This is a genomic window from Chryseobacterium culicis (assembly GCF_900108365.1).
Classification (GTDB): domain Bacteria; phylum Bacteroidota; class Bacteroidia; order Flavobacteriales; family Weeksellaceae; genus Chryseobacterium; species Chryseobacterium culicis.
This window is the reverse complement of sequence record NZ_FNWQ01000006.1, coordinates 112,687-136,367: the sequence shown is the minus strand read 5'-3', so window position 1 is coordinate 136,367 and position 23,681 is coordinate 112,687. Positions and strand designations below refer to the sequence as shown.

General features: G+C 38.0%; 21 protein-coding genes. 12 read left to right on the top strand and 9 right to left on the bottom strand.

What is annotated here, in order from left to right:
• Positions 1-5: 5 nt before the first annotated feature.
• From BLW74_RS18810 to BLW74_RS18780, 7 genes are all read right to left on the bottom strand, one after another.
• Entirely contained in the window at positions 6-1,136 is a 1,131-nt protein-coding gene (locus tag BLW74_RS18810; protein WP_089694973.1) for a glycosyltransferase, read from the bottom strand.
• A 98-nt stretch (positions 1,137-1,234) separates the two neighbouring features.
• A complete protein-coding gene (locus BLW74_RS18805; protein ID WP_089694971.1) occupies positions 1,235-1,723 on the bottom strand; it encodes a hypothetical protein in 489 nt (162 codons plus the stop codon).
• 108 nt (positions 1,724-1,831) lie between these two features.
• Positions 1,832-2,968 (bottom strand): hypothetical protein, encoded by a 1,137-nt coding sequence (locus BLW74_RS18800; RefSeq protein ID WP_089694969.1) that lies wholly within the window; start codon positions 2,966-2,968, stop codon positions 1,832-1,834.
• A gap of 20 nt (positions 2,969-2,988) precedes the next feature.
• Positions 2,989-3,774 carry a (Fe-S)-binding protein gene (locus tag BLW74_RS18795; RefSeq protein WP_077419468.1) on the bottom strand — a complete coding sequence of 262 codons (786 nt, stop codon included), beginning with the start codon at positions 3,772-3,774 and terminating at the stop codon, positions 2,989-2,991.
• Between the two features lie 89 nt (positions 3,775-3,863).
• A complete protein-coding gene (locus tag BLW74_RS18790; protein ID WP_089694967.1) occupies positions 3,864-5,201 on the bottom strand; it encodes a 4Fe-4S dicluster domain-containing protein in 1,338 nt (445 codons plus the stop codon).
• Between the two features lie 11 nt (positions 5,202-5,212).
• On the bottom strand, positions 5,213-6,163 hold the full coding sequence (locus BLW74_RS18785) for an MlaD family protein (RefSeq protein ID WP_089694966.1): 951 nt from the start codon (positions 6,161-6,163) through the stop codon (positions 5,213-5,215).
• A 130-nt stretch (positions 6,164-6,293) separates the two neighbouring features.
• Positions 6,294-8,447, bottom strand: a complete 2,154-nt coding sequence (locus BLW74_RS18780) for a SurA N-terminal domain-containing protein (protein ID WP_089694964.1) — start codon at positions 8,445-8,447, stop codon at positions 6,294-6,296.
• Positions 8,448-8,707: 260 nt separating this feature from the next.
• On the opposite strand from BLW74_RS18780, the gene lon reads away from it, so the two are divergent.
• Together lon and BLW74_RS18770 are read left to right on the top strand one after the other, a co-directional pair.
• Positions 8,708-11,113, top strand: a complete 2,406-nt coding sequence (gene lon, locus BLW74_RS18775) for an endopeptidase La (RefSeq protein WP_089694963.1) — start codon at positions 8,708-8,710, stop codon at positions 11,111-11,113.
• A gap of 206 nt (positions 11,114-11,319) precedes the next feature.
• A complete protein-coding gene (locus tag BLW74_RS18770) occupies positions 11,320-12,432 on the top strand; it encodes an AI-2E family transporter (protein ID WP_089694961.1) in 1,113 nt (370 codons plus the stop codon).
• Between the two features lie 127 nt (positions 12,433-12,559).
• Here the strand turns inward: BLW74_RS18770 and BLW74_RS18765 are convergent, their stop codons facing one another.
• On the bottom strand, positions 12,560-12,811 hold the full coding sequence (locus tag BLW74_RS18765; RefSeq protein WP_089694958.1) for a bacteriocin-like protein: 252 nt from the start codon (positions 12,809-12,811) through the stop codon (positions 12,560-12,562).
• 153 nt (positions 12,812-12,964) lie between these two features.
• On the opposite strand from BLW74_RS18765, the gene BLW74_RS18760 reads away from it, so the two are divergent.
• Positions 12,965-13,342 carry a DoxX family protein gene (locus BLW74_RS18760; RefSeq protein WP_089694956.1) on the top strand — a complete coding sequence of 126 codons (378 nt, stop codon included), beginning with the start codon at positions 12,965-12,967 and terminating at the stop codon, positions 13,340-13,342.
• Between the two features lie 59 nt (positions 13,343-13,401).
• On the opposite strand, the gene BLW74_RS18755 is transcribed toward BLW74_RS18760, so the two are convergent.
• Positions 13,402-14,760, bottom strand: coding sequence for an acyl-CoA dehydrogenase family protein (locus BLW74_RS18755; RefSeq protein ID WP_089694954.1), 1,359 nt, complete (start codon positions 14,758-14,760; stop codon positions 13,402-13,404).
• Positions 14,761-14,968: 208 nt separating this feature from the next.
• Between BLW74_RS18755 and BLW74_RS18750 the strand changes: the two genes are divergently transcribed.
• The 9 genes from BLW74_RS18750 (at position 14,969) to BLW74_RS18710 (ending at position 23,667) form a co-directional block, all read left to right on the top strand.
• Positions 14,969-15,865, top strand: coding sequence for a DUF4349 domain-containing protein (locus BLW74_RS18750; RefSeq protein WP_089694952.1), 897 nt, complete (start codon positions 14,969-14,971; stop codon positions 15,863-15,865).
• Between the two features lie 167 nt (positions 15,866-16,032).
• On the top strand, positions 16,033-16,908 hold the full coding sequence (locus BLW74_RS18745; RefSeq protein WP_089694951.1) for a TraB/GumN family protein: 876 nt from the start codon (positions 16,033-16,035) through the stop codon (positions 16,906-16,908).
• A gap of 24 nt (positions 16,909-16,932) precedes the next feature.
• A complete protein-coding gene (locus tag BLW74_RS18740; RefSeq protein WP_089694949.1) occupies positions 16,933-17,442 on the top strand; it encodes an RNA polymerase sigma factor in 510 nt (169 codons plus the stop codon).
• Positions 17,432-18,037 (top strand): hypothetical protein, encoded by a 606-nt coding sequence (locus BLW74_RS18735; RefSeq protein ID WP_089694945.1) that lies wholly within the window; start codon positions 17,432-17,434, stop codon positions 18,035-18,037. The genes BLW74_RS18740 and BLW74_RS18735 overlap by 11 nt, the downstream gene beginning before the upstream one ends.
• Before the next feature lie 206 nt (positions 18,038-18,243).
• Positions 18,244-19,884: a glucose-6-phosphate isomerase gene (gene pgi, locus BLW74_RS18730; protein ID WP_089694944.1), complete on the top strand. Its 1,641-nt coding sequence runs from the start codon at positions 18,244-18,246 to the stop codon at positions 19,882-19,884.
• Positions 19,885-19,887: 3 nt separating this feature from the next.
• On the top strand, positions 19,888-20,712 hold the full coding sequence (locus BLW74_RS18725) for a class I SAM-dependent methyltransferase (RefSeq protein ID WP_089694942.1): 825 nt from the start codon (positions 19,888-19,890) through the stop codon (positions 20,710-20,712).
• 20 nt (positions 20,713-20,732) lie between these two features.
• A complete protein-coding gene (locus BLW74_RS18720; protein WP_089694940.1) occupies positions 20,733-21,617 on the top strand; it encodes a bifunctional 5,10-methylenetetrahydrofolate dehydrogenase/5,10-methenyltetrahydrofolate cyclohydrolase in 885 nt (294 codons plus the stop codon).
• A gap of 7 nt (positions 21,618-21,624) precedes the next feature.
• The gene (locus tag BLW74_RS18715) at positions 21,625-22,254 is read left to right on the top strand and encodes a 7-carboxy-7-deazaguanine synthase QueE (RefSeq protein ID WP_089694938.1); all 630 of its coding nucleotides are present in this window, start codon (positions 21,625-21,627) and stop codon (positions 22,252-22,254) included.
• A 42-nt stretch (positions 22,255-22,296) separates the two neighbouring features.
• Positions 22,297-23,667, top strand: a complete 1,371-nt coding sequence (locus BLW74_RS18710) for an exopolysaccharide biosynthesis polyprenyl glycosylphosphotransferase (RefSeq protein ID WP_089694936.1) — start codon at positions 22,297-22,299, stop codon at positions 23,665-23,667.
• The last annotated feature ends 14 nt before the right edge of the window (positions 23,668-23,681 follow it).

Sequence of the window (23,681 nt, the reverse complement as noted above, 5' to 3'; positions counted from 1 at the left end):
GATTATTAATCTATAGACTTTTTTACAAAATCAACAAAGGAGTTTTTTATGACATTCCAATTATATTTTTCTTTAAAATCTTTTCGGGCATTAAGAGCATGAGAGTGGTATAGATCCGGATTCCTGATATAATTAACAATCAATTCTGAAATATCTTCAGCATTACGGGGATCTACAAGATTTCCAAACGAGAGTTTTCCCATATGCTTCCGTATACCTTTCAAATTCGAATACATCACAGGTTTTCCTGCTCCCATAAAATAAAAAAGCTTTATCGGCAGAGAATGATTGTTTTCAAAATTAATTTCCCGAAGGTCGAAACATAGATCGGCCTCTGCAAATGCTTCTGTAAATCTCTCAAAAGTAGTTGATTTCCTGATCTCAATATCATCAAAAGAATATTCTTTCAATAACGATGAAAAATAGAGTTCGTCACTTTCGTCAACAGTGGAGCCAATAATGAGGATTTTAATATGTAATTCAGGAAGTTTCTGACGAACCTTATCTACTGCATTGAAGAAATTTCCAATTCCTTTATCCTTAGAAATCTGTCCCGTGTAGCACAGTATTATTGTATTGGGATCGAGTTCCTTAATGCTTTCCTTGATATAAGCAGGATCAGGATAATAAGGAAGAATCATCTGTTTTTTTAATCCGAAAAAATAGGCTAACGGAAATTTTTTGGTAGTTTCTCCAAAAATAAAATGAGTACTCAGAAAACCGGCATACAACTGAATTAAAGAGAATTTTACTGCCTGAAAAATTTTAGTAGGAAAACTATAATGCTGAAGCATCGACATGGAAGGATACCATTCAGTAACATCATAGATACAGCTTATTTTATTTTTCTTTACGAATTCCTTCACAGCTACCACGGCCAGCGGTTCCGAGCATATGATAACCAGAGGGTTAAAGTTGTCGCAGACTTCTCGGAAAGCCTTCATTTTCTTTTCGATGCTTTCTTCCAGAATGGCATACGATTCTATTTCAATTCCATCAACAGCACCAATATAATCAGCATATAAACTGCATATTTTCACTTCGTAGCCATTATCTCTAAGAGCTTTTGCCTGATGATAAAAAATCCTGTCATCATTATAGCTGTGGGAGGTGGTTAAAAAAAGTACTTTAGCCATTGATTTTTACTCGAATCTGTACAAAGATACATTAAAACAAAAAAGTGAGAAACAGATTCCCACTTTATGATTATTCGGCTGTATAAGCTTCACAGCGATTATTTTACAGAAGCTGCCCAACTCTTTTCCAAAGGAAGCAGAAAGTGGCTCAAAAAGTCCAGATACGTGTTTTTTGAGAAGTCAAAAACCTGGATATCGTTTGAAAGTTCTCCGTTCCTTAATTTCGTTTTAAAGTCAATCAGCTTTAGAGTCTTTACTTCACCGTTTTCCACAAAGCTTGCTTTCATTCTGTCAAAAAGCCCCAACTGGTATTCTTCATCAATTTCTCGCATTACCTTTCCTAAAGCATCAATACTGCATCCTGAAGCCATTTCCTTTTCTTCGTCTACACATACTATGATAAACTGATTCTTTTCAATTTTAAATGAAGAAGAAAGCGGTTTGCCATGGGCAGCCCATGTAGCAAGGAAATCAAAAAGTTTTTCTGTAATGGCTTTTGCTTCTTTTGTTTCAAAAGGTCTTGATGCCGGATATATAATGACTCTGTAGTCGTTGGTTTCTACAATATTAGATTCTTCGATTTTCATAATGTAAGTATTTATTTTTCAAGAATTTAATCATATATCAAAACCTCGTTCATAAAAAAGAGGTGAGTTGAATAATGATTTTAAATCCTGATCATCTTCAATACAAAATTACGCAATTTTCCCGAGTTTGAGATCATTGTATTTTTGACTCAATACGTAGAGCATCATCACAAACACCGGAAAGATAAACGGAAAGAAAAACCGTAATGCGGCCGACTGCGGAAAGAAGAAGAATTTGATATAAACATTTATCAGAAAAAGAACCGAAATCATTCTCACCCATGCATCTTTCGATCGCCAGAAGATGACACCTATCATGATGGCTAAAGATAATGTTACCTTTTTAAAGTAAATAATTTTGATGTAAATAATACTCAGATATTGTTGCAGACTGACCTCAATAGGATGTGTAGAAATAAATGGCCGCCTGTCAATAAAAGTATCGTAAAAAACATCTTTCCAGCCTGGATAATGGTAAAATTTAACAATGACCAGATACATCACCAAAAGTACCGTCCCCTGTATGATAAAGGAGACATCAATTTTCTTTTCCTGAAAATAACGGAATAAGAAAACAGCAGTAAGATAGGTAAGTGTAAATGTAATATAATCGGGTCTTATAAAAGTAATAGCGAACAGAAGCACAAACATTGCCCATTTTTCCCACTTTTTGAGTAAACCGATGATAAAGATCAGCATAAACTGAAATATAAACATATCCGGCGTAGAAACCCTGGACATGTAGGTCATTGGAGGCAGAAGCATTGCTGCAACCGTCACTGCTACAGCAAGCCAGTACTTCTTCGGGAACAGGAGGTGTAGAATATAAAAGAACAGTAATCCTGAAACAAAGTAAGAAATAAGACTGGTAAACAAAACTGCCATGGGTGCGGTGAACCCAAGTTTGTAAAAAAGTGTTATGACAAGAATATACCCTACTTTAATCTGAAAATAGGGTAACTGTTCTGTAAAAGACTGTGTATTTTTTACGAAATACTGCCTGGGGATATCCCACTGGTTGATTCCGATGATATCTGTATAATGTGCTGCCGGAGCCTCTTTCTTGATTTCCTCATAGGTCAGGATCCGAACTTTATCCGGAGAGTCCGGAAACTCGGAAGTATACATGCTTCCCATGTAGCCCGGCATGTCCCAATCATATACCCTGTTTTGATAATTCCAGAATGTAAGAAATGCAAGTATCGAAATGATCAATAAAAAGGAGAGTCTCCATTTCAGCTTCATAAACCAATAAAAGATTTCAATTATAAATCTTCTGCTTCAGCAAGAAGTTCAACGATATCTTTTACGGCTACTTCAGTATTTTTGTTAAAGTGCTTTACACCATCCGTCATCATGGTATTACAGAAAGGGCATCCTGTAGCAATTACCTTAGGTTCAAAGGATAAAGCTTCTTCCGTTCTTTCAATATTGATGTCTTTTTTTCCTTTTTCAGGTTCTTTAAACATCTGTGCACCACCGGCTCCACAACAGAGACCATTGGTTTTGCATCGCTTCATTTCTACCAGCTCTGCATCCAGCTTTTCCAATAGCATTCTTGGAGCTTCATATTCATCATTGGCACGTCCCAAGTAGCAGGGATCATGGAAAGTAATTTTCTTTCCTTTGAATGCTCCGCCTTCTATTTTCAGTCTTCCTTCTTCCATTAAGGTTTTAAGGAACTGCGTGTGGTGTACCACTTCGAAATGCCCGCCTAAGCTTGGATATTCATTTTTCAGGGTATTGAAACAGTGTGGACAGGCCGTTACGATTTTCTTTACTTCGTAAGCATTCAGCACTTCAATGTTGGTAAGAGCCATCATCTGGAATACAAATTCATTTCCGGCTCTTTTTGCAGGATCACCGGTACAGCTTTCTTCCTGTCCTAAAACGGCAAATTCAACACCTATCTTATTTAATATCTTGCAAAATGCTTTTGTAATTTTCTTAGCACGGTCATCAAAACTTCCCGCACATCCAACCCAAAATAAAACTTCAGGGGCTTTTCCTTCGGCAGCATATTCTGCCATTGTTTTTATATTGAAATCCATTTCTTTTTCAATTTGAAAATGTGAGAATTTGGAAATTTGAAAATGATGCAGACTTTAATCAATTTCAAACTTACAAATTGATTAATTATCTAATTTTCATTTGCCCAGTTCAGACGGTCGGCCTGATTATACTGCCACGGCGCTGCATTGTTTTCCACATTGGTCATCATCAGATTCAGTTCCTGAGGGGCAGCAGACTGTTCCATTACCAGGAATCTTCTCATTTCAAAAATAATGGAAAGCGGATCTAGCAATACCGGACAGGCTTCCGTACATGCATTACATGTGGTACAGGCCCAAAGTTCTTCTTTGGTAATATAGTCGTTCAACAGCTTTTTACCGTCATCAACAAATTTTCCGTTTTGGTCAATATTTCTGCCCACTTCTTCCAACCGGTCTCTGGTTTTCATCAGAATCAGTCTTGGAGAAAGTTTTTTACCGGTAATATTAGCGGGGCAAACGGAGGTACAACGTCCGCACTCTGTACAGGAATAAGCATTAAGCAATTGTACCTGATTAAGATCAAAAATATCTTCTGCACCAAATTTAGAAGGTACATCCGCTTCCGCTCCTTCTGCCGGAGCAGCATATGGATCTGCATTAGGATCCATCATTAATTTAATCTCTTTAGTGACAGATTCAAGATTGTTGAATTTTCCTTTCTTTTCAAGATTAGCGTACCATGTACTTGGAAAGGCCAGGATGATATGCAGGTGCTTAGAATAATATAGATAATTCATAAAGAAAAGAATCCCCACAAAGTGGAACCACCATGCTGCTTTCTCTGTGAACATCAAAAATCCGCTGTCAAAACTAAAGATTTCGAAAAAAGGAACCAATGTCATTTCACTGATCGGGAAGCTTCCATGCTCTGGCAAAACTCCTCTCGACTGTAAAATAAAATCTGACGCATTCATTGTGAAGAAAGCCGCCATCAGTGCAAACTCTATGATAAGAATCCAGTTGGCATCCTGTTTTGGCCAGCCAAAAAGTTCTTTCATTGTTAATCTTTTAACACCATAAAAGTTTCTTCTGATAAAGAATATAACTACGCCGATTACCACAAGAAGTGCTAAAATTTCTAATGTTGCAGTAAAGAAGCTGTAGAATCCGTGTCCGAAAACAGAAGCCAGGAAACGGTGCGTTCCAAACAGTCCATCTACAATGATTTCAATAAGTTCTATATTGATAATCACAAAACCTACATATACGAAAAGGTGCAGAACTCCGGCAACAGGACGTGCCGTCATTTTACTCTGCCCCATAGCAACCCGTGCCATAGTGCTCCAGCGTTCTCCTTTTCTGTCGTTTCTATTAATTTCATGACCTAACCTGATATTCCTATAGATCTTGAGCAGGCTTTTAGCAAAGAGCCCGAACCCTGCCACTAATAAAATCAGGAAAATAATATTACCAATGTACTGCATAAGGTGGCGTATTAGTCTTTGTTATTTTTACCGAAAACCGAGAAGTTGATATATCTCTTCGGGTTCGCTTTCATATCTTCGATTAATGAATTTAAGTTGGTAGAAGCTGAATTCAGGTTGTTATAAAGCTGATCGTCTTTCATAATCTTACCTAAGCTACCTTCTCCTCTATCGATACCGCCAATTACCTGATTTAACTTGCCTACAGTAGCATCTAAATTTGCAATTGTAGAATTCAACTGCTTTGTATCAATGCTCTGAGCCAGATTTCCATACTTATCCAGGGTTACCTTTCCACTTTGCATGGTAAGGCTTGCATCATCCAATACTTTCTGCAATTTAGGATCATTGTGGCCCACAAGATTGTTTACACTTCCTGCTGTAGCCTGTAATGCGCCTACTGTTTTATTAAGATTGGATAATAAGGCTTTAATTTCAGCTCTGTTTTGAGCATCCACCAGCAGGTTGGCATTCGCCATCAGGGAGTCTACCCTATGTAAAACCACCTGCAGCTGATCTTTTACCGGGCCCACCTGAGAAGAAAGGCTTCCTAATGTTCCCAGTTTGAAAGCACCTTTCAGGGTATCTCCATCTTTGGCCGTTGGCCCTCCATATGCCAGATTAACTCTCATTTCTTTACCAGACATTAATCCTGGCTCAAAAATCTCTAATGATGAGTTTTTTGAGAATTCGAATTTGTTATCTACCGTAATTTTTACAACAAAATTAATTTTACCGTCTTTTGTAGTCAGAGGAGTAATTTTATCCACCTGCCCTACTTTCAAACCGTTAATAGAAACAGCCGAAGACTGTGCCAACCCCTCTACGTTGTCATACTTTGCGTAAAATATATTATCGGTAGTAAAAAGGCTTTTCCCTTTCATAAACTGAAACAACACCACAAAACCTACAATGGCCAGAAGTGTGATCACACCAGCTTTTAATTCTTTACTGAACTTCACTTGCTAATTTTTTTCTAATAAGCAAATATAGTACATTTTAAATAAATCTTTTCCTTTATTGTTCTGCGATAAATACAAAAAAAAGCGACAAAAAAATTTGCCGCTTTTTATATCATATGAAATGAATTCTTTATTGTTGCTGATGTCCCAGTTTATTCCAGATCTCGATTCTGTAATCTTCGATATCTGCGTTGTCCTGAAGGCTCTTCATCCAAGCCTGCCCGAACATTCCCGCACTTCTCTGAGTAAGAGATTCTGTAAACTGTTTAAGGTCTCCAGGCTGTTTGTTTACTGTTTCAGATTTTTTGATCAGAACATAAACACCTGTTCCTCCTTCAACAGGGTTGGAAAGTTTACCTTTTGCCACACCAAATGCAGCACCGGCAACTTTAGGTTCCATAGCACCCGCTACTGAAGGGTTAAGTAAGTTCACCTGAGCAGACTGTTTCGGAGCTGCAAATAATTTAGCGATCTGATCTAAGCTTGAAGCTTTAGCCGCTGTAATTTTATCCGAAATTTGTTTTGCAGCCAATTTATTTTTAACGACAACTTCAATTTGGTCTCTTACAGATTCCGGATCAGCAAGACCTGCTTCCTGTTTTCCGTTCAGATACACTACAATCTTATCTCCTGTTCCTTCTACAGTAAATAATTCAGTATCTCCTTTAGTTCTTTTCTTATCAAAAGCCCAAGTAAGGATCTCCGGATCTTTATCAGTGCCTAAGCCCTGAAGCTGGCCTTCAAATCTTTTCGCTGCCTTTGGATTGGAGAACTGGTAATTACCTTTCTTAGCAATGTTCACGAAATCGTTGAAAGATTTCCCCTGAACCTGCTGAATGAATTTTCTTGATTTTTTATCTGTTTCTGCCTCAGTAGCATCTGAAGGTTTGATTGCTTTTACAAGGTTAGCAACTTTATACCCCATAGATCCTGATTTTTTATCTTCAATATTGATGATATGATAACCGAACTGCGTTTCTACTACCCCTGTAGCTCCTTTAGGATTGTTGGCCAGGTAAGTAAGGAATTCAGGAACGAAAGGAGTTTCCGGAGTTGTCCATCCTAAGCTCCCTCCCTGTGCTGCAGAATTCGGATCGCTGGAAAGCTTTAAGAATTCTGTAAATCTGGCTGGTGTTGCTTTTACAATAGCTCCGATAGAGTCAGCCAGTTTTTTAGCCTGCTCTTTTGTTCTTGTTACTCCTTCCCCGGCAGGGCTTCCTTTGAATGCAATAAGAATATGTCTTGATAAAGTAGAGTCTGAAGCTCTTTTTCCTACCAATTTAGATACTACATAAACATCCTGCTCTTTGTAAGGGCCAAAAGTCTGACCGATTGCTGCAGAAGCAATCTGATCTTTGATTGTTGGAGGCAATTGTGCAGGGTTTACATATTGTGGGTTGAATGGCGCATCAGAGTTTGCTGTAACAAACATAGAATCGTTTTTCGTATTCTGGAAGTTTTCTGTACCTCCGCTCGCATCTGTACCTCCTGAATATAATTTTGTGATTTCTTTCAGAGCGGCTGCGTCATCTGCAGCACTAGGTTTAGATGGGAAAAATACGATACCGATATTTCTGCTTGGCTCAGCTTTGAACATGACAGGGTGCTGCTTGATGTAGTCAGCAAGATCCTGTGTAGTAACATTGATCTTTGTTTTCTGAAGATACGCTGCATAGTCCACTTTTACAAAGTCGATATCTGCAAGCTGATCTCTCTGCTTCATCAATTCTTCGGCTTCTTTCTTACCGGTAGTGATACCTGCTGAAATATTGGTAAACACCTGTCTTGCCATAAGTCTGTACTCAATAGTCTTTTTAGTTTTCAACCATTGGTTATACCCTTCAGGATTGGTGTTTTTTAATGTTTCAATTTCTTTTTTAAGCTCTTGAGTTTTAAAATTACCTTTCTCATCAAAGAACTGCTGATTCTGAGCAAACATCTGATCATACTGGATCTGATTCCAGAAATAATCATCAGTCATTTCAAAGCCCAGCTTCTCAAACTGCTGTTTGATAAGTTTGGATTGTACAAGTAACTGCCAAGCCTGCTCTTCAAGACCGTTTTTCGGACGTCCTTGCTGATCAGCCTGTTGCTGCAACACGAAAAGCTGGTCATTGAACTCTTCGCGGGTGATTTTCTCACCATTTACTTTTCCTAAAACATCAGGATTCTTTCCAAAAACCTTGTCAATACTATCGGGGTTCACCAAGAACGCCAAAAGCGCTAAGGCTATTACTCCCATTAAAAGCCAAGGCTTACTCCTAATCTGTCCTAAAATTGCCATTTTATAAATTATAGTTTTTTATCAGTTTGCGAAAATACACATTTTTAAGAAATTACAGAAACAGAACTGCTTTATTTTGATTTTTAATGCAAAGATTATCTAAAAAAGGAAATTTTGACCGTATTTTTAAGTAAAAAACAAATGGCATAAGTATTGTGCATCTTAAGAATATTATAATATGCCACACGTTTTCAGTGCGTATTATAAAAAATCCTTTTAACGATAAAAAACGAAAATGACAATTTGTCATTCGATTGACTATGACAGAATTTGAAGATATAAGTTTAGAAGAAATGATCAGTGACGGATTTGATATCGTAACTGAAGAAATCAATCTTTCCGACTTCGCTGAGACCGATAAAAATTCCGAACAGAAAATATTCCCGATACTTCCCGTAAGAAATATGGTGATGTTCCCGAATGTGGTAATTCCTATCACTGCAGGAAGAAAAACCTCGATACAGCTTCTTGAGGAAGCCCAGAAAAATGGTGATTTCATTGGAATTGTAAGCCAGAAAAATTCGGATCTGGAGCAGCCTTCGGAAAAAGATATTTACACTACCGGTACATTGGCTAAGATCATTAAGATTATTAAGCTTCCGGAAGGTAATATTACAGCAATAACCAAGGGGTTTCACCGATTTAAGATTAAAAAAATTGTTGATAAACAACCTTACTTCAAAGCAGAAATATCAAAATTAAAAGATACGCGTCCTAAAAATCAGGATGAATATGAGGCACTGCTGGAGAACATCAAAGATCTTGCTTTAAAGATTATAGAACTGGATCCCAATATTCCCAATGCGGCCAACTTCGCCATCAAAAATATAAACAATAACGATGATCTTCTGAATTTCATCTGTACAAATGCTAATTTCTCTTCCGTTGCAAAGCAAAAGCTTCTCGAAGAGAAAAGCCTGATGATCAGAGCCAATCAGTGCTATGAGATGATGCATGAAGATTTCAGAAAGCTGGAGCTCAGAAGCCAGATTCATCAGAAAACCTCAAAGGATCTGGATAAACAGCAGAGAGAATATTTCCTGAATCAGCAGATCAGAACGATTCAGGAGGAGCTTGGCGGCGGACCTGAAAGTGATGTTGAAGATCTTATTGCCAAGGCTAAAAATAAAAAATGGAGCAAGGAGGTAGAGGATCATTTTCAGAAAGAAATCAGCAGACTTCAACGTCAGAATCCTAATTCTCCGGATTATAATGTGCAGAGAAATTATCTTGATTTCTTCACTGATCTTCCATGGGAAACTTATACAAAAGATATTTTTGATATTGCTAAAGCTGAGAAAGTGCTTGACAAAGCTCACTTCGGATTGGAAGACATCAAAAAAAGAATCCTGGAGCATATGGCTGTTTTAAAACTGAAAAACAACATGAAATCTCCTATTCTTTTATTGGTAGGGCCTCCGGGAGTGGGTAAGACTTCTTTGGGAAAATCTATTGCTGATGCTTTAGGAAGAAAATATGTAAGATTATCTCTAGGTGGTTTGCATGATGAAAGTGAAATCCGCGGACACAGAAAGACGTACATTGGCGCCATGGCGGGAAGAATTTTACAGTCCATCAAAAAATCCGGTACTTCAAACCCGGTAATTGTACTTGATGAGATTGATAAAATAGGACAGGGCCAGCATGGAGATCCAAGCTCAGCACTTCTGGAAGTTCTTGATCCGGAGCAAAACAAGTCTTTCTATGACAATTTCCTGGAGATGGGTTATGACCTTTCAAAAGTAATGTTTATTGCTACTGCAAACTCGCTTTCAACAATACAGACCCCGCTTTTGGACAGAACGGAGATCATTCAGATTGCCGGTTATACGCTGGAGGAAAAAATTGAAATTGCCAAAAGACATTTAATCAAAAAGCAACAGGAAGAAAATGGTCTGGATGCCAAGTCATTCAAACTGGGAAATACGGAACTTAAGCACATTGTAGAGGCTCATACCTCAGAAAGCGGTGTAAGATCGCTCGAAAAAAGAATTGCCGCCATTGCAAGATGGGTCGCATTACAGACAGCCCTGGTAAAAGAATACGATCCCAAAATCTCTTTGGAAAAAGTGGATGAAATTTTGGGGGTTCCAAGACCGAAAAGCTTATCTGAAATTACCGGAGTTCCTGGCGTAGTAACGGGTCTTGCATGGACCAGTGTAGGGGGTGATATTCTTTATATTGAAAGCATATTAAGCAACGGAAAAGGTGCTCTGACCATGACTGGAAACCTTGGAACGGTGATGAAGGAATCTGCCACCATTGCTCTTGAGTATATTAAAGCGAAGCATGATGAACTGGGAATTCCTCAGGAAGATCTCGATAAGAAAAACATTCACGTTCACGTTCCTGAGGGAGCCACACCTAAAGACGGGCCTTCTGCAGGGATCGCCATGCTCACATCCATGGTGTCTTCTTTCAAAAACAAGAAGATAAAACCTCACCTTGCGATGACGGGAGAAATTACACTAAGAGGAAAAGTGCTTCCTGTAGGAGGAATCAAAGAAAAGCTTCTGGCAGCAACAAGAGCTGGAATTAAAGATGTTATCCTTTGTGAAGCCAACAGAAAAGACGTGGAAGAGATTAAAAAAGATTATTTAAAAGATCTTAAAGTACACTATGTGAACAGAATGGAAGAAGTGATTGACATCGCCATCGAAGAATAAACAATTGATAACATATTAACTTCTCAATAAAGAAACACGTTCTGATATTCAGGGCGTGTTTCCGTTTTTTATACAAAAAGCACAGTTTTTCTCAGGACGTGGAATAAAATTTGCAGAACACAAGATAATTCTGAAGAATTGCATAAAAATCTTTTTAATTCTGAGGGGTTTTCTTATTTTTATTCCACACCGCATATTTATAGATTATGAATTTTCTTAGACTTCCTTTCCTTGTCAAGCTTACGCTTGTGGTGATCTCCATCATTGGCCTTGGTTATCTTTTAGCATTGGGGCAGAGTATTTTAGCTCCCTTTTTCCTTGCTTTCCTGATGGCAATGCTGTTTTTGCCGGCTGCCACTTTTATGGAAAGAAAATTGAGGTTTCCGAGGTCTATGTCAACAATGACTTCAGTGTTTATCATGCTGGTTATTTTAGGCGGGATCATTTATTTCTTCACCAATCAGCTTTCGGATTTCAGCAAGGACCTTCCTCATCTCAAAGAACAGTTCACTACTGTTTTTAATGGCCTTCAGCATTGGGTTTCCAAAACATTCAATGTAAAGGTAGATGAACAGGTAGATTATATCAATCAGGGATTGAATAAACTTTTATCTTCTTCAGGAGTCATTCTGGGTTTTACATTCGGAATTTTTTCAACGGGATTTGGATTCATTATATTTTTCACCCTGTTTTTTATCTTTATTTTAAATTACAGAAGACTTTTAAATAATTTTATTGTTACTGTTTTCAACGAAAGACATAAAGCCAGTGTACAGGAAGCGGTAAGTGAAATCCGCGTCATGACGAAGAAATATATCTTCGGGCTTTTTCTTCAGGTGATTATTGTTTCTATCCTTACTTCTGTCCTGCTTACCATTTTGGGCGTAAAATATGCTATCCTTTTAGGAGTTTTGACGGGATTGCTAAACGTTATTCCATATCTCGGAATTTTTATTTCCCTTTTAATCTCCTGCTTTATAGCATTTGCCACTTCCACTCCTTCAACATGTATCTATGTGGCTTTGGGATATATAGGGATCCATGCAATAGACGGAAATATTGTTCTGCCTTTTGTTGTAGGCTCAAAAGTAAAGATCAATGCTTTGTTTTCTTTTATCGGTATTCTTTTAGGAGAACATCTCTGGGGAATAGCAGGAATGTTCCTGTGTATTCCGGCCATTGCGATTATAAAAATTATCTGTGAGAGAGTGGATGACCTCAAGCCCTGGGGTAGATTGCTGGGGGAAGAACAGAAGCCTAATAAAAAGAAAAAAAGCTACAAAATTTCTAAGAATATAACGCTTAAGGAAATGGACTAGAGTATGAGTAATGAGCAATAAGCAGTAATAAAAAATGGAGAATAATTGGATATCGCTCTAATTTCGAATGCTGCAATCTAACCCTTTAAATAAAGAAGACTGCCTTATCAAGACAGTCTTTTTATTGTTATGACAGAGCACACAATGGGCTCATTCCGTTCGGGCAGGTTTCTGTGCACAGAATGTAAGTCTGGCTATCGGGGCAGTATCCGTAATCCGGTGGTGGCGGAGTTCCTCCACCGCCGCCTCCCAAGCAAGGATCTCCTGGCGGAATTTTACATGGACAGCCAATGGGTCCGATATCACATTTTCCAGCACCTCCCCCGCCTTGAATTTCTCTTAAATCCGTACGGTTTAATTTTTTCAGATTTTTCAACATAATATTATGATTTTAATTTGTACATCAAATATAACGAATAAGATTATCCAAAATCCAACATTAACCGATCATTAACAGTAATTATTCGTTTTTTACAAAAACCTCGCACATAAATCGTATTTTTATTTTACATTTGATATAAAATCATCAATCATGAAAGCAATAAAGTTCATAGTATGTTTACTTTTCGGGCTTATGTTTATTAATGCCGGATTAAACAAGTTCTTTAATTATATGCCCATGGAAAAACCGACTCCTGAGCAGATGAAACTTTTCGCGGCTTTTGGAGAAATCAGCTGGCTGATGCCATTAGTGGGGACCGTAGAAGTCATTGGCGGATTATTATTCATCTTTCCCAAAACAAGAGCGCTGGGAGCCATCGTTATCTTACCTGTAATGGTAGGAATAGTGATTCATGTATTCACTATGGATAAGTCTCCCATGGGAATGGGAATTGCCGGAGTAATGTTCCTGATCAATCTCTGGATGATTATTGATAACAAAGACAAGTATAAACACCTTGTTTCATAAATGACGGATGAGCAGTAACAGGTTACAATACCCATAACCTATTACCTGCTACCTGCTGCCTATACAAAAGCACTGAAACCCGTGATCGATCGTCCTACGATGAGCGAGTTAATTTCTTTTGTTCCTTCATAGGAATAGATTGCTTCTGCATCGGCAACAAATCTGGCCACATCGTACTCCAGCAGAATTCCGTTGCCTCCCATCACCTCTCTTGCCCTGGAAACAATATCCCTTGTTCTCAGGGTACAGAAAACTTTGGCTAGGGAAGCATGCTCATCTTTTAAAATGCCTTCATCCTGCATTTCAGACAATCTGAAAACCATAGTCTGCATGGCGGTAAGATTAGACAGCATCTCTACCAGATGCCCCTGAATCATTTGGAATGAAGCAATAGGTCTCCCAAACTGTTCTCTTTTTCGGGTATAATCTAATGCACTTTCGTAAGCCCCGCGTGCACATCCTGTGGCCATCCATGCGACTCCCGCTCTGGTCATTCTCAATACTTTTCCGGTATCTTTGAATGAATTGGCATTCTGCAAACGGTTTTCTTCGGTTACAAGACAGTCTTTCAAGGTGATCAATCCGTTCTGAACAATCCTTAAAGCCATTTTTCCTTTAATTTTTTCAACAGAATATCCAGGGTTATCTTTTTCTACAATAAATCCTTTTACCTCTCCGGTATCCAGATCTCTTGCCCAGATAATAATCAGGTCCGCGAAAGTAGCATTCCCGATCCATTTTTTCTGTCCATTCAGAACCCATCCTTCCGGCGTTTTTTTACAGGTTACAGTAAGTCCGCCCGCTGCTCCGGAACCTACTTCCGGCTCTGTAAGACCGAAAGCTCCAATTTTTTCAAACTTCTGCATTTGCGGGAGCCATTTCTGCTTCTGCTCTTCAGATCCGCAGATATAAATAGAACCCATGGCCAGCCCGGATTGCACCCCGAAAAATGTTGCTATTGAGGCATCTACTCTTGCCATTTCCATGGCAATGACTCCCTCCATAAGAAAAGGCATTCCCGGACATCCATATCCTTCATAAGTAACGCCACAGATATCCAGCTTCTGGAATTTCGGGATCAGCTCAAATGGAAATTCATCTCTGAGCCAGTAGTGATTCACAATAGGCTTTACTTCTTTTTCCATGAATGCTCTTACTTTGAGCTGAATTTCACGCTGTTCGGGAGTAAGCGTATGGTAAATATCGTAAAAATCTCCGTCAATGGGTGGAAGTTCTTTCTTTTTCTTTTCGGGATCCAGCATTTTCATGAGCCCTGAGAGCTGTTTATCATCCAGTTTAGAAAAATTATGCATCAGTTTGGGAAGATCTACTTTTTGAGAAATAGCACTCAGCTGATCAAAATCTATGGATGTGAATAATCCTATTGCATTTCTGATTTTAGAAAAAGTATTTGACATAGTGATAGATTGTAGTTTTGGTTTGTAAAAGATAAGCAAAAACTGCTCCGAAAGCAAAGGCCTGAAGTGTACATTGTTTTACAAAACACTTACTTTCAACGAATTAAAATATCGTATTTTATTTACAAGCTTTTTACTTTTGATTTTCAAGCGTTACAAAAGATCCTGACTGAACTTTGACTTCAGGAAAACAACAAAAATCAACGCTATGAAAACCACTTATCTTCAATTATCATTATCTGCAGTTCTTTTATTAGGCATCTATTCCTGTAAGAAGGGAGAGGTTGCAGAGACAGATCTTAATGCTTATGCGACAGCAGATTCTTCTGCAGTTACTGTATCGGACAGTATTTCATCTGTAGCAGATATGAAAGTAAAAGACAAACAATTCATCAAGACTGCAGATGTTAACATGGAAGTAAAGGATGTGTACAACGCAACCGTTGCTATTGAAAAATCTGTTCAGGAGCTCGGAGGATTTGTAACCAATAGCAACCTTCAGAGTAATGTAGTTTCTGAAAACACTTACAATACATCCGATGAGGAAGCCATGCTGGTGAAAAAATATCAGACAGAGAACAGAATGCAGGTGCGTATTCCTACAGAAAAGCTTGGTGAATTACTGACAGCCATTAATACAAACAAATTGTTTCTTAACTCAAGATCCATCAATGCGGAAGATGTAACTGCCAGCATTAAATATGCTGAGCTGGAAGGAAAAAGAAATCAGAAAACTTCTGAAAATATCAGTAAGCTAAAAACAAATAAAGATAAAGTAACGCTGGACGACGAAAATATGTCCGAAGGAAATCTTCAAAAGCTGCAAAGCATGAATATGACAGATGATTTGAAATACAGCACAATAGACATCTATATTAAAGAACCTCAATTGCGTATTGCAGAAATTGCCGTTACCAACACGACAAGCATTGACAATAAATATAAATACAATTTCATTCATGATGCTAAAGATGGATTTGTGTACGGCTTCTATCTGATTCAGAGAATTATAGTGGCTCTTATCAACGTATGGCCTCTCCTATTAGTTGCTGCGGCCATCATCTATTTTTTAAGAAAAAGAAAAACTCTTAAACCTGAACAGTGAAAAATCCGGGAATAAACAGCTATCCTAACCATTGGTTATCATCATAATTTTAGATTTTACAGCCTCCTGTTTTCGGGAGGTTTTTATTTTTTTTGAAAAAAAATGTAACGATTGCAGCTCTTGTTTTACCTACTGATTAAAGAACAGAAAATCAAAAAAAAACGACTATGAAAAATGTAATAAAACTTGGGTTCGCCGCAATATTATCAATGAATATCCTGAATGCAAAAGCTCAGAGTACAGACTATGGGAAAAACAACAGCCTGCTTTGGGAAATCTCCGGAAACGGTCTTACTAAGCCCTCTTACATTACCGGAACTTTTCATATCTTATGCAGTAAAGATTTTGAGATTAAATCGAAGGTATTGAAAGCTCTTGAAAAATCTGAAAGCTTTGTTATGGAAATCAATTATACGGATCCTGCTGAAATGATCTCATTACAAAAAATGTTTAAGAATGATAAAAAAATTTCTGATCAGCTTTCTCCCGGAGAAGCCCAAGAGCTGAATACAGTTCTCGCAAATTACGGAACGGATCTGAAAAGTGTTGACACTTCAAGCCCGCAAGCACTTTATGCCTTGCTCTCCACCAAAGCAATTCCCTGTCCAAAAACAGAAATAAAGCTTTATGAAATGGAACTCCTGCAGAAAGCCATAAAAGAAAGGAAGAGCATCAAAGGACTGGAAAAGGTAGAGGATCAGATGAAAGCCATCAACAAAGCTTATGATCTGAAAAGCACAATCGCCCAGCTGAAAATGGACAAGGAATATGAAATCGTATTCAGACAAATGATCGAGGCTTTTAAAAATGAAAATGTACAGTTACTTTACAGTCTTTTTAAAGATGAAAGATTTATGAATGTACAGCAGGAAAAAGCTATGCTGACCGACAGAAATCACAACTGGGTAAAAATAATGCCGGAACTCATGGAAAAAGAAAGTTCTTTCTTTGCCGTCGGAGGCTCTCATCTTATGGGTGACAACGGAATTATCCCGCTTCTTATCGCTAAAGGTTATACCGTAAAACCTGTATCCAGTTTATAATTGTAAACCAACCATGAAACAACTGTGAGTAACTTAACTGAAACTGCTTTTTTAAAGCTTGTCAACCAGCACAAAGGCATTTTATACAAAGCCTCACGGATCTATGCAGATTCTGTAGAGGACCGCGAGGACCTGCAGCAGGAAATTCTCATCCAGCTTTGGAAATCCTATCAAAATTTCAAAGGTAACAGTGAATTTTCTACGTGGATGTACCGTGTTGCCATCAACACTGCAATTACATATTTAAAGAAAGAAAAGCAAAGATCCGAGAATCATACAGAAACTCCTGTTCATTTTGAAGTACAGCAGGAAGATTACAATCCTTCAAAAGACAAACAATTAGAAGCATTCTATACTGCGGTTCAGAAATTGAATGCTGTGGAAAAAGCTGTTATATTTTATTTCATGGAAGGAATGTCTCACAAGGAAATCGGAAACAATCTCGGTCTGAGCGAAGGCAATGCCCGTGTAAAACTCAACAGAACAAAAGAAAAAATACAGCAAATCATAAAAAAATCAGGTTATGAATTTTGATCAACTAAAAGAACAGTGGAATAAAGAAGGCAGCGATGTCAACATTCCCGACACTATACAGCAGCTCAAAGAAAGCAGGCACCCCATAGAAAAGATCCGGAAAAATATGAAAAAAGAATTTCCGATGCAGATTGGAGCTATTATTCTGATGGCACTTTTTCCCCTTCAGTTCCACTTTCCTGCTTCACAGTATATTATTTATTATGTATCCTATACCATGATGGTCGTCATATCATCTTACTACCTGTTCGGATTTTATCAATTTTACAGGCAGGCGGAACTTTACACAGGAAATACCAAAAACAGCCTTTGGAAAATATACCATGAACTTCGCCTGAATATGGAGCGCTATCAGTCTTTTGGGTTTTTACTGCTTCCCCATTTTCTGGTAACAATCGGACTGCAGATTTATAATATGATGGAAAAACAGGGAAGATCATTGACAGAACTGACTTCTCCCCAACAACTGGGATTAATTACAGCAGTATTGATAGGAATTTTAACCGTTATAACCAGTATCGTGCTGTGGACCAAATACAGCTATGGAAGAAGTGCCAGACAATTGAAAAACATTCTGAATGAAATGGACGAATAAGGTGTTACACGATCTTCGAAAACAATTTTTATGCACCCTCATATACATTCTGAGGGTGTGTCTTTTAAAAAAATGTTATTTATCGTCTTCAAATTTATCTGAGGTTTTATTTTTACGTAAATTTGCAAATCAGAAATAAATGATTATGGATTGTCAATTATTTATAATCCAAAACATCATTTTCTGAAAGATAAAAATTCTGCAATATGCTATCAAAAATAAATCCAACACAAACTAACAGCTGGAAAGCGCTTGACGAACACTTCGGGGGAAATGATTTTGATCTTAGAACCCTTTTTCAATATAACCCGAACCGTTTTAACGAGTTTTCTCTACAAAGGGACAACTATCTTTTTGACTATTCTAAAAACTTAATTGACTCGAGAACAAAGGATCTTTTACTGCAACTGGCTGAAGAGAGTCAGCTAAAAGATGCTATTGCTAAAATGTTCTCAGGAGATAAAATCAATGAAACGGAAGGAAGAGCCGTACTGCACACAGCATTAAGGGATTTCTCTGACCGTGAAATTCTTGTGGACGGCGAAAACATCAAGCCCCAAATCAGAAGAGTTCTTGAGCATATGAAATCTTTTTCTGAAAAAGTGATTTCAGGAGAACATAAAGGTTTCAGCGGGAAAGAAATTACGGATGTTGTGAACATCGGAATCGGAGGATCAGATTTAGGTCCTGTAATGGTTTGTTCTGCTTTAAAGCATTTTAAAACAAGGTTAAACGCTCACTTTGTTTCCAATGTGGACGGCAATCACATTGCAGAAGTGGTGAAGAATTTAAACCCTGAAACCACTTTATTCATCATTGCTTCCAAAACATTTACCACCCAGGAAACAATGACGAATGCCAACTCTGCTAAAGACTGGTTCCTGAAGGCAGGGAAACAGGAAGATGTTGCCAAACATTTTGTAGCTTTATCTACTAATATTGAAGAAGTTAAGAAGTTCGGAATTGCAGAAGAAAATATTTTTGAGTTCTGGGATTGGGTAGGCGGAAGATATTCCCTTTGGAGTGCGATCGGGCTAAGTATCGTTCTTTCTGTAGGATATGAAAACTTCGAGCAGCTTCTAAGAGGTGCATTTGATACAGATCAGCACTTCCAGACTGCAGATTTCTCGGAGAATGTTCCTGTACTAATGGGGCTTCTGGGAATCTGGTATCGTAATTTCTATGCAGCAACTACTTATGCCATTTTACCTTATTCCCAATATCTTGACAGATTTGCAGCTTATCTTCAGCAGGGCGATATGGAAAGTAACGGAAAATGTGTAGACAGAAACGGAGAATTTGTAGAATACGAAACGGGACCCATCATCTGGGGAGAACCTGGTACAAACGGCCAGCACGCATTCTATCAGTTGATCCATCAGGGAACAGAATTGATTCCGGCAGACTTTATAGCTTACACAAAGAGCCCAAATAAAGTCTCAGATCATCAGGATAAATTATTAGCGAACTTTTTCGCTCAGACGGAAGCACTTGCCTTCGGAAAACTGGAAGAAGAAGTAGAAGTAGAGCTTAGAAATTCCGGAAAATCTGATGAAGAAATAGACCGATTGATCAACTTCAAGGTCTTCCACGGAAACACTCCTACTAACTCAATATTATTCAAGGAATTAACTCCTTTTTCATTAGGTCAGCTGATCGCTCTGTATGAACACAAAATTTTCGTGCAGGGTGTAATCTGGAATATTTTCAGCTTTGATCAGTTTGGAGTGGAATTAGGAAAAGTACTGGCCAATAAAATCCTTCCTGAGCTTGAGAACAAGGAAGCAGTAAGCTCTCATGACAGTTCAACCAACGGATTGATTAATTATTATAAAGAAAACAAATAGCAGATGTCTGCGTTAAGATCATATTATTATAAACTACCTCCCGGTTTTAGACTTTTAGGAAGAAAAATTTTTTATTTTCCTATTGATCTTTATGAAGGTATCATTGGAAAAAGAGCTAAAAACGAGCCCAAAAAGGGAGATATATATGTGGGAGGCAGTGATTTTATTCCCCATGGAATCCGGCAGATGAATGCATTGAAAAAATACATCTCGCTAAGCAGTACAGATCATGTGCTGGATATCGGATGCGGAATCGGAAGAACAGCAGTTGCTTTAACCGGATTTATTGATAAAGGAACTTATGATGGCTTTGATGCTGTTGAAAAAGGAATTAACTGGTGTAACAAGCACATTCACAGCAAGTATCCTAATTTCAATTTTAAATTCACGCCCATCTATAATGATTTGTATAATACCTTCAGTCAAAAGGCTGAGAACTTTACATTTCCTTATGAAAATGCACTGTTTGATAAAGCTTTCCTGTTTTCGGTTTTTACGCATATGCAAATTCCCGAAATCAGACAGTATTTGAAAGAAATAAGCAGAGTCTTAAAAACTGACGGACAATGCTTAGCCACATTTTTTCTTTATGATGATACTAAAACTGAAGCAGGCAGTATGCATTTTCCTCATCAATATGAAGGCTACAAATTAATGGATGATCAGGTAACTGCGGCAAATATTGCAGTAAGCATTCCATTGCTCAATCAGATGGCACTGGATGCCGGGCTGAAAGTAACCACCGTAAAAGAAGGTTTCTGGAGAAATAATGTAGAGAAAGAAGGTGCTGATGAATTCCAGGATATCGTTGTATTCAATAAAATCTAAATAAAAGCAAAAAAGTAAAAATGGCAGAAATTCTTGACGGACTTAAAGTATCCAAGGAAATTAAAGCAGAGATCAAGGCTGAAGTAGAAAAGATTCTCGCAAGCAAAAGAAGAGCTCCCCATCTGGTAGCAATTCTTGTAGGAAATAACGGAGCTAGCAAAGCCTATGTAAATGCGAAGGTGAAAGACTGTGAGGAAGTAGGATTTCAATCAAGCTTAGTTAAATTTCCAAGTACAGTTTCGGAATCTGAATTATTGGAAAAAATTGATGAGCTTAATAAGTCTAAAGCAGTAGACGGATTTATCGTTCAGCTGCCTTTACCAGACCAGATTGATCAGGAAAAAATCATCAATGCTATCGACCCAAGAAAAGACGTGGACGGTTTCCACCCTGAAAACTTCGGAAAAATGGCTCTTGAAATGGATACTTTCTTACCGGCAACTCCTTTCGGTATCTTAACACTGTTGGAAAGATATAATATTGAAACTAAAGGAAAAGACTGTGTAATTATCGGAAGAAGTAAAATTGTAGGAAGACCGATGAGCATCCTGATGGGAAGAAAAGATTTCCCGGGAAACTCTACTGTTACCCTTACACACTCATATACAAAAGACATTGAAGAATATACAAGAAAAGCAGACATCGTAATTACCGCTTTGGGAGATCCGCATTTCTTAAAAGGAGATATGATCAAAGAAGGAGCCGTAATTGTAGATGTAGGTATTACAAGAGTAGATAATGACTCTCCGAAAGGATATTACCTTGCAGGTGATGTAGATTTTGACAGCTGCGCAGAAAAAGCAAGCTGGATCACTCCGGTACCTGGAGGAGTAGGCCCAATGACAAGAGCGATGCTGATGAAAAACACCATCATTGCTTACAAAACTTCGGTCTATAACGACTAATTTTACAATGAATAAAGAAGAAGATATTTTATTAAAAGAAGGTAAAATGCTCCCTGTAATGGAGCATTTTTACACTTTACAGGGAGAAGGTGCGCACACCGGGAAAGCCGCTTATTTCATCAGGCTTGGTGGCTGCGACGTGGGATGCCACTGGTGTGACGTAAAAGAAAGCTGGAATCCGGAACTTCATCCGCTGATGAATGCAGTAGAAATTGCAGAAATGGCTGCCAAACATTCCAAAACAATTGTTCTGACAGGTGGAGAACCTTTAATGTGGAACTTAGATCTCCTGACATCCAGACTTAAAGAGCTTGGATGTACCGTCCATATCGAAACTTCAGGAGCTTATCCTATGAGCGGACAGCTGGACTGGATTACGCTTTCGCCAAAGAAAACCGGACTGCCGAAAGAAGAGATTTATCAAAAAGCCCATGAGCTTAAAGTAATAATCTTTAATCAGCATGACTTTACGTTTGCACAGGAGCAGGCAGCCAAAGTTTCTGAAAACTGCAGGCTGTATCTTCAGAGCGAATGGAGCAAGAGAGATGATATGTATCCTAAGATTACAGATTTTATTCTGGAGCATCCGGAATGGCAGGCATCAGTTCAGACGCACAAATATCTGAATATCCCGTAAAAAAACTTAAATTAGCTGGTCTTACCGTTATAAAACCGATAGATGCAGAGAATTCGATACTCCAGATACCTGAAATCGATCATTATGTTGCTTGACCTCATGGTTATTGCATCTATCTTTATATTCTTTTTTATAAGCAGAAACGAAAGTTTAAAATACAACAAAGAAACCTGGTATCAGAATACTTTTTCTCTGATTCTGTTGTTTTTGTTCTGGGTGCTGCTGAGCGGTAGAACAAAAATCTACAATATTCCGAGAAACCTGACTTATACCCTGTTTCTTGAGCGCCTTTTAATCCATTTCCTGTTTTTTATACTTGGCGTGCTGCTTATAGGAAAGGTAAGTAATAATGTTTTTTTCAATTCGGATATCTATTGGCTTTCTCTCTATCTTTTTATTTTTATATTTCTGGAGAAATCGTTTATTTATTTCGCAATCAAATATTTACGATCACTGGGAGCCAATTACAGGAATGTCATGTTCTTGGGAGATCGGCAGTCTACAGAAATTCTTAAAAATATTTTCATAGACCGTAAAGATTACGGATACAGAATATTTGAATACGAAAGCTCTGTCATTAATATTGATGAGCTCGTTGCGTTCTGGAAGAAAAACGGAATTCATACCTTATTCCTTTCCATGGAAAACTCTTATGGCGAACGTCTCGAAAATGAAATTTTTAAGTTGGCAGAAGATAATAAAATTCACATCTCACTAATTCCCAGTATTACGCAGAGCGATTTTTTCCTGTATGATCTAGGTTATATACAAACCCAGCCGGTCCTTAACCAGGCAAGATATTCGTTGGATTATTATTCCAATTTTCTCATGAAAAGAACTTTTGATATTTTCTTTTCCATCATCATACTGATCTTTATCTGCTCATGGGTCTTCCCGATTATTGCCATTTTAATCAAAACAACATCCAAAGGACCTGTATTTTTTCTTCAGAAAAGATATGGATTCCATGAAGAAGTATTTAATTGTATTAAGTTCAGGACAATGGTTGTGAATGACGAGTCTACCACCAAAACTACGTCTGTAAATGATTCCAGAATTACCAGAGTGGGTAAATTTTTAAGAAAAACCAGTCTGGATGAGCTTCCGCAATTCATTAATGTGCTGAAAGGAGAGATGTCTGTAGTAGGCCCGCGTCCCCATATGCTTTCTGTAGATAATTATTATAAGCCAAAAATCGGAAGATACAGCTTAAGAAGTATGGTAAGCCCTGGTATTACAGGCTTGGCACAGGTAAACGGATTACGGGGTGACTTCGGAGATGTGGAAGTGGAAATGAAAAAAAGAGTTCTGGCTGATGCTTTTTACGTAAGAAACTGGAGCTTTGTACTTGATCTGGTTATTATTTTAAAAACGGTTTTACTCGTTATCAGCGGAGACAAAAATGCCAAATAATTTTAACACAAAAC

Coding starts and splice junctions, on each gene's coding strand:
- BLW74_RS18810 (WP_089694973.1), bottom strand. CDS start 1,136: ATGGCTAAAGTACTTTTTTTAACCACCTCCCACAGCTATAATGATGAC.
- BLW74_RS18805 (WP_089694971.1), bottom strand. CDS start 1,723: ATGAAAATCGAAGAATCTAATATTGTAGAAACCAACGACTACAGAGTC.
- BLW74_RS18800 (WP_089694969.1), bottom strand. CDS start 2,968: ATGAAGCTGAAATGGAGACTCTCCTTTTTATTGATCATTTCGATACTT.
- BLW74_RS18795 (WP_077419468.1), bottom strand. CDS start 3,774: ATGGATTTCAATATAAAAACAATGGCAGAATATGCTGCCGAAGGAAAA.
- BLW74_RS18790 (WP_089694967.1), bottom strand. CDS start 5,201: ATGCAGTACATTGGTAATATTATTTTCCTGATTTTATTAGTGGCAGGG.
- BLW74_RS18780 (WP_089694964.1), bottom strand. CDS start 8,447: ATGGCAATTTTAGGACAGATTAGGAGTAAGCCTTGGCTTTTAATGGGA.
- lon (WP_089694963.1), top strand. CDS start 8,708: ATGACAGAATTTGAAGATATAAGTTTAGAAGAAATGATCAGTGACGGA.
- BLW74_RS18770 (WP_089694961.1), top strand. CDS start 11,320: ATGAATTTTCTTAGACTTCCTTTCCTTGTCAAGCTTACGCTTGTGGTG.
- BLW74_RS18765 (WP_089694958.1), bottom strand. CDS start 12,811: ATGTTGAAAAATCTGAAAAAATTAAACCGTACGGATTTAAGAGAAATT.
- BLW74_RS18760 (WP_089694956.1), top strand. CDS start 12,965: ATGAAAGCAATAAAGTTCATAGTATGTTTACTTTTCGGGCTTATGTTT.
- BLW74_RS18755 (WP_089694954.1), bottom strand. CDS start 14,760: ATGTCAAATACTTTTTCTAAAATCAGAAATGCAATAGGATTATTCACA.
- BLW74_RS18750 (WP_089694952.1), top strand. CDS start 14,969: ATGAAAACCACTTATCTTCAATTATCATTATCTGCAGTTCTTTTATTA.
- BLW74_RS18745 (WP_089694951.1), top strand. CDS start 16,033: ATGAAAAATGTAATAAAACTTGGGTTCGCCGCAATATTATCAATGAAT.
- BLW74_RS18735 (WP_089694945.1), top strand. CDS start 17,432: ATGAATTTTGATCAACTAAAAGAACAGTGGAATAAAGAAGGCAGCGAT.
- pgi (WP_089694944.1), top strand. CDS start 18,244: ATGCTATCAAAAATAAATCCAACACAAACTAACAGCTGGAAAGCGCTT.
- BLW74_RS18725 (WP_089694942.1), top strand. CDS start 19,888: ATGTCTGCGTTAAGATCATATTATTATAAACTACCTCCCGGTTTTAGA.
- BLW74_RS18720 (WP_089694940.1), top strand. CDS start 20,733: ATGGCAGAAATTCTTGACGGACTTAAAGTATCCAAGGAAATTAAAGCA.
- BLW74_RS18715 (WP_089694938.1), top strand. CDS start 21,625: ATGAATAAAGAAGAAGATATTTTATTAAAAGAAGGTAAAATGCTCCCT.
- BLW74_RS18710 (WP_089694936.1), top strand. CDS start 22,297: ATGCAGAGAATTCGATACTCCAGATACCTGAAATCGATCATTATGTTG.